The organism is Kitasatospora sp. NPDC097643, from assembly GCF_040302625.1.
Taxonomy (GTDB): domain Bacteria; phylum Actinomycetota; class Actinomycetes; order Streptomycetales; family Streptomycetaceae; genus Kitasatospora.
This window is the reverse complement of record NZ_JBEOSA010000011.1, coordinates 5,517-21,627: the sequence shown is the minus strand read 5'-3', so window position 1 is coordinate 21,627 and position 16,111 is coordinate 5,517. Positions and strand designations below refer to the sequence as shown.

8 protein-coding genes, 2 tRNA genes and 1 pseudogene are annotated in these 16,111 nt (G+C 75.6%); 7 read left to right on the top strand and 4 right to left on the bottom strand.

Annotation, left to right across the window (positions count from 1 at the left end; genetic code table 11):
• The first annotated feature begins 29 nt into the window (after positions 1-29).
• The 5 genes from ABTY15_RS10165 to cobA all read left to right on the top strand — a co-directional run bounded on the left by ABTY15_RS10165 (position 30) and on the right by cobA (position 8,850).
• Entirely contained in the window at positions 30-854 is an 825-nt protein-coding gene (locus ABTY15_RS10165; RefSeq protein WP_350579189.1) for a MetQ/NlpA family ABC transporter substrate-binding protein, read from the top strand.
• Between the two features lie 196 nt (positions 855-1,050).
• The gene (locus ABTY15_RS10160) at positions 1,051-1,686 is read left to right on the top strand and encodes a GNAT family N-acetyltransferase (protein WP_350579186.1); all 636 of its coding nucleotides are present in this window, start codon (positions 1,051-1,053) and stop codon (positions 1,684-1,686) included.
• 151 nt (positions 1,687-1,837) lie between these two features.
• Entirely contained in the window at positions 1,838-3,103 is a 1,266-nt protein-coding gene (cbiE, locus tag ABTY15_RS10155) for a precorrin-6y C5,15-methyltransferase (decarboxylating) subunit CbiE (protein WP_350579184.1), read from the top strand.
• A gap of 494 nt (positions 3,104-3,597) precedes the next feature.
• On the top strand, positions 3,598-7,497 hold the full coding sequence (gene cobT, locus ABTY15_RS10150; protein ID WP_350579181.1) for a nicotinate-nucleotide--dimethylbenzimidazole phosphoribosyltransferase: 3,900 nt from the start codon (positions 3,598-3,600) through the stop codon (positions 7,495-7,497).
• Between the two features lie 105 nt (positions 7,498-7,602).
• On the top strand, positions 7,603-8,850 hold the full coding sequence (gene cobA, locus ABTY15_RS10145) for a uroporphyrinogen-III C-methyltransferase (RefSeq protein WP_350579178.1): 1,248 nt from the start codon (positions 7,603-7,605) through the stop codon (positions 8,848-8,850).
• A gap of 105 nt (positions 8,851-8,955) precedes the next feature.
• Here cobA and ABTY15_RS10140 read toward each other — a convergent pair whose 3' ends face one another.
• Positions 8,956-11,721, bottom strand: a complete 2,766-nt coding sequence (locus ABTY15_RS10140; RefSeq protein ID WP_502893465.1) for a SpoIIE family protein phosphatase — start codon at positions 11,719-11,721, stop codon at positions 8,956-8,958.
• A 98-nt stretch (positions 11,722-11,819) separates the two neighbouring features.
• On the opposite strand from ABTY15_RS10140, the gene ABTY15_RS10135 reads away from it, so the two are divergent.
• The gene (locus tag ABTY15_RS10135) at positions 11,820-12,626 is read left to right on the top strand and encodes a TrmH family RNA methyltransferase (RefSeq protein WP_350579173.1); all 807 of its coding nucleotides are present in this window, start codon (positions 11,820-11,822) and stop codon (positions 12,624-12,626) included.
• 1,014 nt (positions 12,627-13,640) lie between these two features.
• Here ABTY15_RS10135 and ABTY15_RS10130 read toward each other — a convergent pair.
• Positions 13,641-14,981, bottom strand: a pseudogene (locus ABTY15_RS10130) (serine/threonine-protein kinase); the annotation flags it as partial.
• A gap of 408 nt (positions 14,982-15,389) precedes the next feature.
• Between ABTY15_RS10130 and ABTY15_RS10125 the strand changes: the two are divergent.
• A complete protein-coding gene (locus ABTY15_RS10125) occupies positions 15,390-15,590 on the top strand; it encodes a hypothetical protein (protein ID WP_350579171.1) in 201 nt (66 codons plus the stop codon).
• Positions 15,591-15,904: 314 nt separating this feature from the next.
• Here the strand turns inward: ABTY15_RS10125 and ABTY15_RS10120 are convergent.
• Positions 15,905-15,976, bottom strand: a tRNA-Val gene (locus tag ABTY15_RS10120).
• A 41-nt stretch (positions 15,977-16,017) separates the two neighbouring features.
• Positions 16,018-16,089: transfer RNA gene (locus tag ABTY15_RS10115), tRNA-Val, on the bottom strand.
• Between the last annotated feature and the right edge of the window lie 22 nt (positions 16,090-16,111).

Genomic DNA, 16,111 nt, shown 5'->3' with positions numbered 1-16,111 from the left:
TCCCCGTATCACGCAGAAAGGCACTTTTCGTGCGCAACGCCCTGAAGTTCACCAGCATCCTCGCCACCGCCGGCCTCGCCCTGTCGCTGGCCGCCTGCGGCAGCTCCGGGTCCTCCTCCTCGGACCCGAACGCGCCGCTCGAGGTCGTCGCCAGCCCCACCCCGCACGGACAGATCCTCAAGTTCGTCAAGGACAACCTCGCGGAGAAGGCCGGGCTCAAGCTCGACATCAAGGAGGTCACCGACTACGTGACCCCCAACACGGCGGTGCAGGACGGTTCGGCCGACGCCAACTACTTCCAGCACGTCCCGTACCTGGAGGACTTCAACAAGAAGCGCGGTACCGACATCGTCTCGGTCGCGACCGTGCACCTGGAGCCGCTCGGCGTCTACTCCAAGAAGGTCAAGGCGATCACCGACCTGCCGGACGGCGCCACCGTCGGCCTGCCCAACGACGCCACCAACGAGGGCCGCGCGCTCAAGCTGCTCGCCGACAACAAGCTCATCACCCTCAAGGACGGCGTCACCACCGCCGCCACCCCGGCCGACATCACGGCCAACCCGAAGAACCTCAAGTGGAAGGAGCTGGAGGCCGCCCAGCTGCCCCGCTCCGTCGCCGACCTCGACGCGGCCGTCATCAACGGCAACTACGCGCTCGACTCCGGCCTGAAGCCGGCCACCGACGCGCTCGTGCTGGAGAAGGCCGAGGGCAACCCGTACGCCAACATCCTCGCCGTCAAGAAGGGCAAGGAGAACGACCCGCGGGTCAAGAAGCTCGCCGAGCTGCTGCACTCCGACGAGGTCAAGAAGTACATCGACGACACCTTCAAGGGCTCGGTCGTCCCGGCCTTCTGACCGGCGCCCCGAACCGCACCCGCTCCCGACCGGGCCCCCGCCAACTCCGGCGGGGGCCCGGTCGGGCAGTATGCACCAGGACCGCCCTGGCCGAGGGCGTTCTGACGTACCGTCGTGCGGGCGGCGCACCGCGTGCTACCCGGGGCGCGGCGGAGGCGTACGGTGTTGTGTCCACGACCCGGCGAGGAGAGACGGCATGGCAGCGAGCTTCCCCGAGACCGCCATCAGCACCGAGCGGCTGCTGTTGCGACCCGTTGCGGAGACCGACGCGCCCGACCTCGCCGCGATGATGGCCGACGACCTCGTGCTCGCCTGGACGGACCTCCCGCACCCCTTCACCGAGGGCTACGCCGCCGAACTCGCCCGCACCCTCGCCCCCGCCCACCGGGCCGGCGGCCGCGGCATCGTCTTCGCGGTCACCGAGAACCTCACCCAACGCCTGGTCGGCCTGGTCGAACTGCGCAACACCGACTGGCGGTTGCGCACCACCGAGATCGCCTACGTCACCGCCGCCTGGGCGCGCGGCGAGGGCTACGCGCCGGAGGCCGTCCTCGGCGTCGCCCAGTGGCTGTTCGAGGACCGCGGCTTCCTGCGCCTGGAGCTGCGCACCGCCGCCGGGAACACTGCCGCCCAGCAGGTCGCCCAGAAGGTCGGCGGCATCAGCGAGGGCGTGCTGCGCAGCGCCTGGATAGTGCGCGGCGAATCCGGCGAGGTGACGGAAGAGAGCCGCAGCGACCTCATCCTGTGGAGCCTGCTGCCCGAGGACATGGAGACGCCCGAGCCGCAGCAGGACGGCTGGCACGGCGACCACCGCTACGTGCTGCGCGACTGAACCGCCGCAGGTCACCCGCTTGTCACGGACATGTGTGCGAGATGTCGACGCCGGGAGGAACACACCCGGTAGCCTCTGCTCCGGCGCCGTACCCCGGCGCGGTTCGAGGGCGCACCGAGGCGCGCACGGAGTCGAGGGAGAACGGCCGCAGATGGCTGACCGGATCACGGTCATCGGGTGGGACGGCACACCGCTGACCGAGGCCGCCGGCGCGGCCCTCGCCGCGGCGACCCTGGTGGCCGGAGCCCCCTACCAACTGGGCGCCCTCCCGGTGCCGGCCGCCGCCGAGCGGATCACCCTCGGCAACATCCCGCAGGCCGCCCGGCGGATCGCCGAGCACCGCGGCGCGGCCGTCGTCGTCGCCGAGGGCGACCCCGGCTTCTTCGGCGTGGTGCGCGCGCTGCGCCGCCCCGAGTACGGCCTCGAACTGGAGGTCCTGCCCGCCGTCTCCTCCGTCGCGACCGCCTTCGCCCGGGCCGGCATGCCCTGGGAGGACGCCCAGGTGGTCAGCGCCCACGGCGGGCGGCTGCGCCGCGCGGCCAACATCTGCCGGGCCCACCCCAAGGTCGCGGTGCTCACCGCGCCGGGCGCCGGGCCGGCCGAGCTCGCCCTGATGCTGCGCGGGGTGCACCGGACCTTCGTGGTCTGCGAGGCCCTCGGCACCCCGGAGGAGAGCGTCACCGTCCTCACCTCCGACCGGATCGCCGACCACGACTGGCGCGACCCCAACGTGGTGCTGGTGATCGGCGGCAACGGCGGTGCCGCCCCGGTCGGCGCGGCCGACGAGGCGGCGGGCTGGCTGGCCGGACGCCCGGTCGGCTTCCCCGGCGCGGAGCGCGGCTGGGCGCTCCCCGGCGACGCCTACGCGGGCGCCGGGCGCACGGCGGACGCGCCGGGCGCTTCCGGCGCGCTCCCCGCGCACGTCCGTGCGCTGGTGCTGGCCCGTCTGGGTGCCCGTCCGGGAGACCTGGTCTGGTCGGTCGGCGCGGGCAGCGGCGCCCTCGCGGTGGAGGCGGCCCGGTTCGGCGCGGCCGTGGTCGCGGTGGAGGCCTCCCGCTCGGCCTGCGCCCGGCTGGCCGTCAACGCCCGGCGGTACGGCGTCGAGGTGGAGACCGTGCACGGGCAGGGCCCCGAGGTGCTCGGCGGCCTGCCGGAGCCGGACGCGGCGGTGGTGGAGTCCGGCGGGCTCGACGTGGTGCGCGCGGTGCTGGCCCGCCGGCCCGAGCGGTTCGTCGCGGTGCCCGCGACCTTCGGCGAGGCCGAGCAGATCCGGCGGGCGATCGTCGCGGCCGGCTACCGGGCGGACGGCGCGCTGCTGCAGTCCACCCCGCTGCCGGGCGCCGAGACCGGCGCGGGCCTGGCGCTCGGGGCGACCGCAACCGGCGCGCTGCTGCTCTGGGGTGAGCAGATCGTGTGAAGACCTCGGGGCCCGACGGGCGGGTCCCGGCGGCGGCCCGGTGCGGCCGGACGGTGATCCAGGTCGCATCCGGACACCGATTCGAGAGGTGAACGCGGCGGGCCGGTAGTGTGGCGCCTAGCTGACTGCGGTGTCGGCGACCCGCCCGATCCGGTCGGTTTGTCACCTTTTTGACGTGGTGCAACCCGGGCTGGTTCGGAGTGTGGGCGATTCGACGGGCCGCGTGCCGGACCTGGAGAATGCCGTAGGGTCCGGTGCGGTCGTGCCGGTTGCCCCGGGTTGTCGTTGTTTCAGATGGCGTGCCGTCCCCCGCGGGCGGTGCGCGGGCCGGGGTACCGCAGCGCGCCGGAAGGACTTGGGCCGCAGCGCTACGGGCGCGGCGGCCGCGTGTGGTTGAGGGGCGGGTCGGTGCAGGCCCGGCCCGTGCGGATGGGCGCTGCGATCGGTGATCGCGTCGCCAAGGGCGCGGCAGCGGCCTGGAAGGAGCTTTGACAATGACCGATGGCGGCCACGTCCCGGGCGAGGGACTGCCGGAGCACCTGCACGCCGGGCCCGATCCGCTCGGCGGACCGGAGGGCGTCGCGGGCGTTGCACCCCTGCAAGGCGTCGCGACGGACGGCGGTGTGATCCCGAACCCGGCGGTGCCGGGGAACGGCCTGCCCGGTGCGGTGCCCCCCGGCGTGGGCGTCATCCCGCCGCAGGGCCAGCCGCAGGGCGCGCCCGGTTTCGCCGTCCCGGTTCCCGGCGCGGCCGTGCCCGGCGCGGCCGTCCCCGGGGGCATGGCGCCCGGCGGCATGGTTCCCGGCACGCCGATGGGCGAGATGCCGATGGCCGGCATGCCGATGGCGGGTGCGCCGATGGCCGGTGGCCCGATGGCCGGTGCGCCGATGGCCGGTATGCCCGGCGAGGGCTGGGCCGTCGACCCGGGCGCGCCGCGCCCCGCCTTCCACTTCCTCGACCAGCCCGACCAGCCGGACCTGCTGGACGACGAGGACGACGTCCTGCTGATGCCCGGTCCGCAGGGCTCCTGGGGCGAGCCGATGGCGCCCGCCGCCGAGGGCGCCCACGCCGCGCAGCTGCACGACGGCACCCCGGTCGAGCCGTCCTGGCCGCCGCTGGACCCGCCGGTGCTCGGCGCCGAGCAGGCGCAGCAGCCCGTCCAGGCCGCCGTCCCGGCGCAGCCGTCGGGCCAGGACCCGCTGACGGCGGCTCAGGCGCCGCGCCGCCCGCTGCACGCCGGCCCGCCGATCCCGGACCCGTCGCTGATGACCGGCCAGGTCCCGGTCCGCTCGCTCGCCGACCGCGGGCCGTCGCAGGGCGGCACGCCCGCGCACGGCATCCCGGTCGTCGGCCGTCCGCCGATGGCCGAGGCCGCCGCGCCGATGGCCCCCGCGCCGCAGGGGGTGCCGGTCGCGCCGGTGCCGCCGGTGGCGGAGGCCCAGGGCGTCCCGCTCGCGCCGGAGGCCCAGCCGTTCCCGCAGCCGGTCGAGGTGCCGATGCCGGTCGAGGCCGTGCTGGCCGTGGAGACGGTCGGGGCGATCGAGGTCGTCGAGGTGGTCGAGACGGCGGAGGCGGTCGACCCCGCCGTGGCCGCCGCGCCTGTCGAGGCCGCGCCGCAGGCCGTCGTGGTCGAGCCGGTGCCGGCCGAGGCCGCCCAGCCGGTCGCCGATCCGGCAGGTGTGCCGATCGTCGCGCCCGACGCCGGTGTCGTGGTCGAGCCCGTCGCCGAGGTCGCCCCCGAGGCCGCCGCGCAGCAGGCCCCGGCCGAGCTCGCCGCCGAGGTGGCTGCGCAGGTCGCCGAGGTCGCCGAGCCGGTCGCCGCCGAGCAGGCCGAGGCCGCCGCCCCGGCCGGTCAGCCGCGCCGGATCTCCGCCTTCCTCGCCGCGCCCACCCCGCACGGCCTGCCCCCGGTCCAGGCGGCCGCGCAGGCCCCGGTGGCCGAGGAGACCGCCACCCAGCAGCCCGCGCCCATAGCGGCCGCCGACGCGCCGCAGGCCGTCCAGCCGGTCGAGGGCGTGCCGTCCGCCGAGGCCGTCGACACCGTCGTGGCCGCACCGGAGGCCGGCGCCGAGCTCGCGGTCGAGGCCGTGGTCGTGGCCGAGGCGGTCGCCGAGACCGCCGCCGGGACCGGCGAGATGCCGTCCGGCCAGGCCGTGGTCGAGCCGGTGGCCGAGGCCGCCACCGAGGCCGGGCAGCCGCAGCCGGACCAGGCCCAGGTCGACACCCCGGCCGAGCCGGTGGCGCCGCAGCCGGTCGAGGCCGCCGTCGAGACCCCGGTCGAGCCGGTCGCCGAGGCCGCCGCGCCGGAGCAGGCCGAACCGCAGGCCGTCGCCGAGGCCGCCGAGCCCACCGCCGTACCCGCCGAGGCCGGTGCCGAGACCCCGGTCGAGCCGGTCGCCGAGCCCCTGGTGACCCCGGAGGCCGAGCCGCAGCCCGCCGCCGAGGTGGGCCCCGAGCCGGTCGCCGCCGCGGCCGCGCCTGCCGAGGCCATGCTCGCCGAGGGCGCGCCCGTCGAGGCCGTGCCCGTCGAGGGCGCCCCGGAGGCCGTGGTCGAGGCCGCCCCCGAGACCGCCGAGGCCCCCGCCGCCGAGGGGCAGCCGGCCGGGGAGCCCCAGCCGGAGGAGCCCGCGGAGCCCCGTGGCCCGGCCGCCGTCGGCTACGACGAGGCCGGCCGCGAGGCCGTCCACCAGGTCATCCGCGAGCGCCGCGACATCCGCAACGGCTTCCGCCCGGACCCGATCCCGCACGAGGTGCTGATCCGCGTCCTGGAGGCCGCCCACACCGCGCCCAGCGTCGGCTACTCCCAGCCCTGGGACTTCGTGGTGATCCGCTCGGCCAAGACCCGCCGACACATGCACGCCCTGGCCGAGCGCCAGCGCGAGGCGTACGCGGACTCGCTGCCCAAGGGCCGGGCCAAGCAGTTCAAGGAAATCAAGATCGAGGCCATCCTCGACACGCCGGTGAACATCGTGGTCACCGCCGACCGCACCCGCGGCGGCCGACACACCCTGGGCCGGCACACCCAGCCGCAGATGGCCCCGTACTCGGCCGCCCTGGCCGTCGAGAACCTCTGGCTGGCCGCCCGCGCCGAGGGCCTGGGCGTCGGCTGGGTGAGCTTCTTCGACGACGAGGAGCTGGTCCGCGAGCTCGGCCTGCCCGAGCACCTGGAGGTCGTCGCCTACCTGTGCGTCGGCTACGTCGACTCCTTCCCGGACGAGCCCGAGCTGGAGCAGCAGGGCTGGGCGAAGAAGCGCCCGCTCTCCTGGGTCGTCCACGAGGAGCAGTACGGCAACCGCGCGCTGCCCGGCGAGGAGCCGCAGGACCTGCTGGCCGAGACCCTGCGCGGCATCCGCCCGCTGGACGCCAAGGCGCTCGGCGAGGCCTGGGACCGGCAGAAGCGGATGACCAAGCCGGCCGGCTCGCTCGGCATGCTGGAGATCATCTCCGCCCAGCTGTGCGGGCTGTCCCGCAAGTGCCCGCCGCCGATCCCGGAGCCCGCCTGCGTGGCGATCTTCGCGGGTGACCACGGCGTGCACGCCCAGGGCGTCACCCCGTGGCCGCAGGAGGTGACCGCCCAGATGGTCGGCAACTTCCTCGCCGGGGGAGCGGTGATCAACGCCTTCGCCAAGCAGATCGGCACCGAGGTCTGCGTGGTCGACGTCGGCGTCGCAGCCGAGCTGCCGGACGCCATCCAGCAGGGCCGCACCACCGGTCTGCTGCCGCGCAAGGTCAAGCCCGGCACCGACGACATGACCCAGGGCCCGGCGATGACCCGCGAGGAGGCCGTCAAGGCCATCGAGGTCGGCATCGAGACCGCCCGCGACCTGGTCGCGGCGGGCAACAAGGCGCTGGTCACCGGTGACATGGGGATCGCCAACACCACCGCCTCGGCCGCCCTGATCTCGGTCTTCACCGGCCTCGACCCGGCCGAGGTCACCGGCCGCGGCACCGGCATCGACGACGAGACGCACGCCCGCAAGGTCGAGGTGGTCCGCGCCGCGCTGGCCCTGCACCAGCCCGACCCGGCCGACCCGATCGGCGTCCTCGCCGCCATCGGCGGCCTGGAGCACGCGGCGATCGCGGGCTTCCTGCTGGGCGCCGCCTCGCTGCGCACCCCGGTGGTCCTGGACGGCGTCATCGCGGGTTCGGCCGCGCTGGCCGCCAAGGCGATCGCCCCCGAGGTGCTGGCCGCCTGCATCGCCGGCCACCGCTCCGCCGAGCCCGGCCACCAGGCCGCGCTGGCGAAGCTCGGCCTGCGTCCGCTGATCGACCTGGACCTGCGGCTCGGCGAGGGCACCGGTGCCCTGCTGGCCCTGCCGCTGGTGCAGAGTGCGGCCCGCGCGATGCACGATGTAGCCACCTTCGACTCCGCCGGGGTCACCGAGAAGGCCTGACGTTCCCGTCACCGCTCCGCGGACCGGCCCGAGGGCGCGCCGGACCGCGGAGCGGCGTCACGTCGTACCCGCACCCCACCTCACCCCCGACGAGGAGCACCGCCGATGACCGCGCCCACCCCCCACGCCGGCACCGAAGGCCGTACCCCCTACCCGGTCGGCCTGCTGCTCGCCGGCCGCCGCGTCGTCGTGGTCGGTGGCGGCCAGGTCGCCCAGCGCCGGCTGCCGGCCCTGATCGCCGCCGGTGCCGAGCTGCACCTGATATCCCCGGACACCACCCCGGCCGTCCAGGCCATGGCCGACGCGGGCGAGCTCACCTGGCACGCCCGCCCGTACCGGGACGGCGACCTCGCCGGCGCCTGGTACGCCCTGGTCGCCACCGACGACCCGGCCGTGAACGTCGCGGTCAGCGCCGAGGCCGAGCGGGAGCGGGTGTTCTGCGCCCGCAGCGACGACGCGGCCGCCGCCACCGCCTGGACCCCGGCCAGCGGCCGCGACGCGGGCGCCACCGTCGCCGTCCTGACCGGCGACCCGCGGCACTCCGCCGGGCTGCGCGACGCCATCGTGGACGGCCTGCGGGACGGCTCGCTGGCCGCCCGCCAGTTCCGCGCCCACGGCGCCGGGGTGGCCCTGGTCGGCGGCGGCCCCGGCGACCCGGACCTGATCACGGTGCGCGGCCGCCGCCTGCTCGCCGACGCCGACGTGGTGGTCACCGACCGCCTCGCCCCGCGCGAGCTGCTGGCCGAACTGCCCGAGCACGTCGAGGTGATCGACGCCTCCAAGATCCCCTACGGCCGCTTCATGGCCCAGGAGGCGATCAACCGCACCCTGATCGAGCACGCCAAGGCCGGCAAGTTCGTGGTCCGGCTCAAGGGCGGCGACCCGTACGTCTTCGGGCGCGGCGGCGAGGAGCTGCTGGCCTGCGCCGAGGCCGGGCTGCCGGTCACGGTCGTCCCCGGGATCTCCAGCTCGATCAGCGTCCCGGCGGCGGCCGGCGTCCCGGTCACCCACCGGGGCATGACGCACGAGTTCACCGTGATCTCCGGCCACGTCGGCCCGGACGACGAGCGCTCGCTCACCAACTGGGAGGCCGCGGCGAAGATGAGCGGCACCCTGGTGCTGCTGATGGCCGTGGACAAGATCGGCGCGATCGCCGCGAAGCTGGTCGAGTACGGCCGCCCGGGCGACACTCCGGTCGCCGTCGTCCAGGAGGGCACCACCGCCGCCCAGCGCCGGGTGGACGCCACCCTGGCCACCGTGGCCGCGACCGTCGAGGCCGAGGGGGTCAAGCCCCCGGCGGTGATCGTCATCGGTGACGTCGTCAACGTCCTGGCGGCCGCCTTCGGGCGCTGAGCCCGCCCGGAGCCGAGCACGCACGGAGTGGGAAGTCGGCGGGCCCGACTTCCCACTCCGCCCGGCTTTCCACTCCGTCTCCGTCCGGCTACCCACTCCGCCCGGCTACTCCAGCGGCTGCTCCGTCCAGATCACCTTGCCGGTCGCGGTGTAGCGCGTCCCCCAGCGGTCCGCGAACTGCGCCACCAGGAACAGCCCGCGCCCGCCCTCGTCCGTGGTCGCCGCGTACTTCAGGTGCGGCGAGGTGCTGCTGCCGTCGGACACCTCGCAGATCAGCGCCCGGTCCCGCAGCAGCCGTACCCGGATCGGCCCCGAACCGTAGCGGATCGCGTTGGTCACCAGCTCGCTCAGGATCAGCTCGGTGACGAACGCCGCCTCGTCCAGCCCCCACGCCGTCAGCCGCTCGGCCACCGCGGCCCGGATCCCGCCCACCGCGGCCGGGTCGGAGGCCACGTCCCACTCCGCCACCTGCTCCGGGGCCAGCGCCTGGGTGCGCGCCACCAGCAGCGCGATGTCGTCCTGCGGGTGCGCGGGCAGCATCCGGCCGAGCACGTCCGCACAGGTCTGTTCGGGCGTGCGCGGCGGCCCGGTCAGCGCCGCCCGCAGCAGCTCCAGCCCCTCGTCGATGTCCCGCTCGCGGTCCTCCACCAGGCCGTCCGTGTAGAGCACCAGCCGACTGCCCTCGGCGAGCTCCAGCTCGACCGTCTCGAACGGCAGCACCGCCAGCCCCAGCGGCGGCCCGGTCGGCAGCTCCGGGAACACCACCCGGCCGTCCGGGTCCACCACCGCCGGTGGCGGGTGCCCGGCGCTGGCCAGCGTGCAGCGCTGCGACACCGGGTCGTAGATCGCGTACAGGCAGGTCGCCCCGGCCAGCGCCGCGCTGTCCCCGGTGTCCGTCTCGTCCTGGTCGATCCGGTGCACCAGGTCGTCCAGGTGCCCCAGCAGCTCGTCGGGCGGCAGGTCCAGCGTCGAGAAGTTGTGGATCGCCGTCCGCAGCCGCCCCATCGTGGCCGCCGCGTGCAGCCCGTGCCCCACCACGTCCCCGACCACCAGCGCCACCCGGGCGCCCGGCAGCGGGATCACGTCGAACCAGTCCCCGCCCACCCCGGCCTGCGCCGGCAGGTAGCGGTGCGCGACCTCCAGCGCGTTCTGCGCCGGCAGGTTGCGCGGCAGCAGGCTGTGCTGGAGGGTCACCGCCATCGCGTGCTCCCGGGTGTACCGGCGCGCGTTGTCGATGCACACCGCCGCGTGCGCCACCAACTCCTCCGCCAGCGTCAGGTCGTCCGGCTCGAAGGCCTCCGTTCCCGTCGCCCGCCAGAACCGGACCACCCCCAGCAGCACCCCGCGCGCCCGCAACGGCACCCGCACCAGCGAGTGCACCCCGTACGCCAGCGCCTGCGCGGCCCCCTCCGGGTCCTGCTCCCGCCAGGCCTGCGACTCGGCCAGCCGCGGCTCCAGGCCCGCCAGGCCGCTGCCCAGCGCCCCGGCCAGCGGGGTGTCCGGCACCACGTCCAGCACCGTGCCCACCGGGTAGAACGGCGCGTCGTTCCGGACGCCCGCGTACGCCGCCCGGCGCATCCGCCCCAGCGAGTCCCCGGCCGGCGGCTCCTCGCCCGCGACGACCTGCTCGGCCAGGTCCACCGTGACGAAGTCCGCGAACCGGGGCACCGTGACCTGCGCCAGCTCCTCCGCCGTCCGGGTCACGTCCAGCGTGCTGCCCACCGTCACCCCGGCGTCGTACAGCAGCCGCAGCCGGCGCTGGGCGCCCTCGGCCCGGCCGGACAGCGCCAGCAGCTCGGTCGAGTCGCGCAGGGTGGCGACGCAGCCGGGCGGGCCGCCGTCCTGGTCGGTCAGCCGGACGTTCACCGCCAGCAGGCGCTCCCCGGCCAGCACCACCTCGTCGGTCACCGGCCGGTTGCCGGTGAGCAGCGCCTCGGGCGTGGGCTCCAGGCCCAGCTCGGTCACCGGCCGGCCCTCGGCGTCCGGCGGCAGGTCCAGCAGCCGCCGCGCCTCGTCGTTGAAGAGCAGCAGCCGCCCGTCCCCGCCGACGATCATGACGCCCTCGCGCACCGCGTGCAGCACGGCCGCGTGGTGCTCGTACATCCGGGTCATCTCTTCCGGGCCCAGCCCGTGCGTCTGCCGCCGCAACCGCCGGCTGATCAGCGCCGTCCCCAGGGTGGCCAGTCCGACGGCCCCGGCCGCCGCGCCCAGGACCACCGGCAGCTGGCGCTCGCTCGCGGTGCTGATGTTCTCCAGCGTGATGCCCGCCGACACCATCCCGGCCACCGAGCCGTCCGGCGCGTACACCGGGACGACCGCCTGGACCAGCGGGCCCAGGGTGCCGGTGATCTCCTCGGTCACCACCTGCCCCTGGAGGGCGGGCTCGTAGGTGCCGATGAACTTCTGGCCGATCCGGGCGGGGTTGGGGTGGGTGTACCGGATGCCGTCGTTGTTCAGCACCACGATGAAGTCGACCCCCGACGCGACCCGGGCGGCCTGCGCCTTCGGTTGCAGGATCGCGGTCGGGTCGGGGGAGTGCAGCGCCTCGACGATGCCCGGGGAGTTGGCGAAGGTCTGGGCGACCGCCACCGACCGGTTCCGGGCCTCGCGGTCGGCGTCGTTGCGCGACTGCACCACCAGTGCCACCAGGGCTGCCACCACCAGCAGCAGCACGACGAGGATCTGCAGCACGAACACCTGACCGGCCACCGACCGGTGTTTCACCGGCCACGACCGCTTCGCGCGGGGAACCTGTTGCCGACCGTGTGGGCGCCCACCGGAGGAGCCGGCGGTACCAGTGGATCGGAGGGCGGCGGAACCAGAAGCACCAGAGGCCGACGGAGCCCAGGATCGGCCCGAAAAACGGGCCATACGTCATATTTGCATCCCGGCGGCCGAGGGGCCAAGGGCGGCGCGTCGCGCGCTTCGCCCGTTTGGCCTTCCTCGCCCCGCCTTGGCAAGATCGCAGGGTGTCCGAACCCAGCACCATCACCGACCCCGCCGACCCGCGCCTCGCCGACTACACCGGCCTCACCGACGTCGAGCTGCGCCGCCGCCGCGAACCCGCCGAGGGCCTCTTCATCGCGGAGGGCGAGAAGGTCATCCGCCGCGCCCTCGACGCCGGCTACCGGATGCGGTCGATGCTGCTGACCTCCAAGTGGCTCGACGTGATGGCCGACGTCATCGCCGCGGCCGAGGCGCCCGTCCACGTGGTCGAACCCGGCCTCGCCGAGGCCGTCACCGGCTACCACGTCCACCGCGGCGCCCTCGCCTCGATGGAACGCAAGCCGCTGCCGGACGCCGCCGCCCTGCTCACCGGAGCCCGCCGGGTGGCCGTCCTCGAAGGCCTGGTCGACCACACCAACCTCGGCGCCATCTTCCGCAGCGCGGCGGCCCTCGGGATGGACGCCGTCCTCCTCTCGCCCGACTGCGCCGACCCGCTCTACCGCCGCGCCGTCAAGGTCTCCATGGGCGCCGTCTTCGCCGTCCCCTACGCCCGCCTCGACCCCTGGCCCGCCGCCCTGGACACCGTCCGCGCCGCCGGCTTCACCCTCCTCGCCCTCACCCCCGCCGAGGGGGCCGTCGACCTCGCCACCCTCACCCCGGCCCGCCTCCCCAAGGCCGCCCTGATGCTCGGCGCCGAAGGCGACGGCCTCACCCACGGGGCCCTCGCCGCCGCCGACCACCCCGTCCGCATCCCCATGGCCCACGGCATCGACTCCCTCAACGTGGGCGCCGCCGCCGCCGTAGCCTTCTACGCCGTCACCACTCCCTGACCCCGCCCCACCCCGCGCACAAGAAGTCGGCCCGCCCGACTTCCTGTGCGCGCCCCTGCCTGGCTTCCTACGCGTGCCCGTCACCGCCACCCGGCCCCGCGCATAGGAAGTCGGCCTACCCGACTTCCCATGCGTGCCCCTGGCCACTGCCCCGCCCCACTGGGCTCCCCACGCGCGCCGGTCACCCCGCCCCGCCCGGGAAGTCGGCCCGCCCGACTTTCCGTGCTCCGGAGGTGCCTGTGCCTGCCCGAGCGCCGCTCTTCCTGCGCAAGGAAGGCCCTCCACCTGGAGCCGATGCTTCTCCTCGTGCACTGCGAGAACGCGCTCTTGTCATGGGCCTGACATTGACTCCCGCGCCTGAGAAGTCGACCAGTCCGACTTCCTGCGCAGCCCGTGAGGTCACCCCGTGGGGGAGGTGGGTGGGGCGGGGGCGGCGGCCGGGGGCGGGGTGGTGGGGCCGGCGCCGGGCCAGGACTCCTCCAGCGTGCCGTCGGCCCGCACCGTGTAGCGGGTGGAGGTGACGGCGCCGGTCGGCGCCACGTGCTCCTCGCGGATCACCGCACCGCCGTCCAGCCGCCAGGCCGCCGCCGCCTGGGGGTCGGCCGCCGAGGTGCGGGAGGTGGCGGCGACCGGGGTGTCCCCGGTGAAGGTGAACAGCTGGACGAGGTCGACCGGCACCGACCCTTCCGTCCGCCGCAGCACGACGACGGTCGCCGGCGCGCCCTTGTACCGGGCGGGCAGGACCGAACTCAGCACGACCTGCGGTCCGCCCCCCACGGACTTCCCGTCCCGCAGGGCGATGCCGGGCCCGCCCGCCCCGTCGGGGTAGCTGCGGTTCGGCCAGTCGACCGTCGGCGCCGGCCCCTGCGACGCCGCGAGGGCGGTGTCGCCGGCCGCCGGACCGCCGTGCGCGGCCGCCGAGAGCGGGGCGGTGCCGGGCGTGGCCCTGTCCACCGAGGTCCCGGCCGCCGCCTGCTCGCCGCCGGTCGCGCCGCCCGCAGCGGCTCCGGCGCTGACGGTGACCGCCGGGCCGCCCGGCGCCCGCAGGCCCTGGTTGCTCCGGTTCTCGCACCCCTGCGCCGCCGCGATGGCCAGCGCGACCCCGATGGTGACGGTGACGAAGACGACGAGCCGCTGTCGCAGCAGCCGCTGCCGCGCGCTGCCGGGCCGCCCACCGGGGGCGGGGGTGTGCTGGCGGTCGCGCGGGTGGACGCGGTCCCGGCTGCCGGGGCGGCCGGGGGGCGGGGTCTGCGGGCGGTCCCGAAGCGGACGGTCCCGGAGCGGACGGGTGACCGGGGTGGCCTCGGGCCGGGGGAGCGGCGCCCCCTGCGGGCGGCGCGTCGCGGCCGGCCGGGCACCCGACGCGGCGCCCGGGGCGGCCGCCGCCCGGGCCCGTGCCGGTGCGGCCGGCTCGGGCGAACGCCCGGGGGCCGGAACCCCGTGCCGGGCGCCGTCGGCGTTCGGCGGCGCCGGGGCCGCACCCCGCCCGGGCCGGGGGGGCCGTACGCCGCCAGGGCCGACCGCCGCGGCCGCCGCCCCGCGGGCCGCCAGCTCGCTGAGCCGCTCGTGCAGGGCGGCCGCGCCGGGCCGCTCTGCGGGCTCCTTGGCGAGGCAGGCCCGGATCAGCGGCGCGAGCTGCGGCGGTACGGCCGACAGGTCGGGCTCCTCGTGGACGACCCGGTAGAGCATGACCTCGGAGGACGCCCCCGACCCGAACGGGGTGTCCCCGGTGAGCGCGTACGCGAGGGTGGCGCCGAACGCGAAGACGTCCGTGGCGGGTGTGACGGCGGCGCCGCGGACCTGTTCGGGCGCGAGGAAGCCGGGGGAGCCGACCGCCGTCCCGACGTGGGTGAGCGTGCTGGCGCCGCGCGACCAGGCGATGCCGAAGTCGATGATCCGCGGCCCGCGGGGCGAGAGCAGGATGTTGGACGGCTTGAGGTCGCGGTGGACGACCCCGGCCTCGTGCACCTTGACCAGCCCGTCGGCGAGCGCGGCCCCGATCCGGGCGGCCTCCGGCCAGCTCAGCGGCCCCTCGTCGCCGACCCGCTTGTAGAGCGAGGGCCCGGGCACGTACGCGGTGGCCAGCCACGGCCGGTCGGCCTCGATGTCGGAGCCGACGACGCGGGCGGTGCAGCCGCCCCGGATGCGGGAGGCGGCGGCGATCTCGCGGGCGAAGCGGGTGCGGAACTCCTGGTCCTCGGCGAGCTCGGCCCGGATCAGCTTGAGGGCGACGCGCTGCCCGCGGCGGTCGGAGCCGAGGTACACCACGCCCATCCCGCCGGCGCCCAGTCGCCGGTGCAGGCGGTACGGCCCGACGATGCGGGGGTCCTCACGCCTCAGCCGCATCATCGCCATGTCTTCGTTCCCCGTCAGCCTGTGGGTGAGGCCCCGTCGGTGTGGGGCATCGTCAGTTCCTGTCCGGCACAGCTTACGGACTGCCTGCTGCGGTGTGCTGATACGCAACACCTCAAGCCGCCGTGCGATTGTCCGATCTTGCACTGCGCCGCAGGTCACCGGGGTGCCGAATCGTTTCTCGGGGTTGTCTCTCAGGGTTCCCCCGGGGGTGCGGCGAGGACTCTCTCCCCCTGCGGTAGTACGCCCTGGGTCGGAGCGTCATCCTCGGGGAGGCCCGAGGAACGGTACGACGGCATGACGTCCGAATGGCCCCCGGACGCCTAGCGTTGTTCCCAGCGGTGGACGGGGAGCTCGTCCCCCGAGGTAAGCCGTCCACCGCGCCAACTCGACCGGATCAGGAGTGAGGGAATGGCACCGCAGCTCACCGGAACGGCCCGCCGTCGGCGGCCGGCCGTCAGCCGGTCCGGCCCGGGCGAACAGCCCACCCGGCACCCGGCGGTGGCCCTGGCCATGGCCCTGCCGTGCGCCGCGCTGCTGGTCGTGCTGTTCGGCGGGTGGGAGCAGATGGCGAGCCAGGCCCAGGCCGTCGCCGACCTGCTCGGCCGCTGACGGCGGTCACCGAGGCGGCCGCCGACAGCGGCCACCGAGATCGGGCCGGCCCCGGAGGCCGGCCACCAGAACGGGCACTGATCCCCTGGGGACGGGGAGCAGTGCCGCCGGGGAGGCCGCGGGCCGCAATGAATCGCGGACGGGCGAGAGCGGTGCGCAGAGCACCCCGGCAGGCGGAGATGCCGCGTACGGACGTCGGTGAGGGCGACCGTACGCGGCTCTTCTCCTCCCACCCGCAGAACCCCGCGGAAGCCCGGAAACGCCAAAGGGCCGGGGCCGTGACCCTCGCGGATCACGGCCCCGGCCGATTACTGTGCGCGATACTGGGATTGAACCAGTGACCCCTACCGTGTCAAGGTAGTGCTCTCCCGCTGAGCTAATCGCGCCTGGTGTGGCGGTCTTGCAGCAGACCCCGAAGGGCCCGACGTGCGCGATACTGGGATTGAACCAGTGACCCCTACCGTGTCAAGGTAGTGCTCTCCCGCTGAGCTAATCGCGCCTGGTGTGGCGGTCTTGCAGCA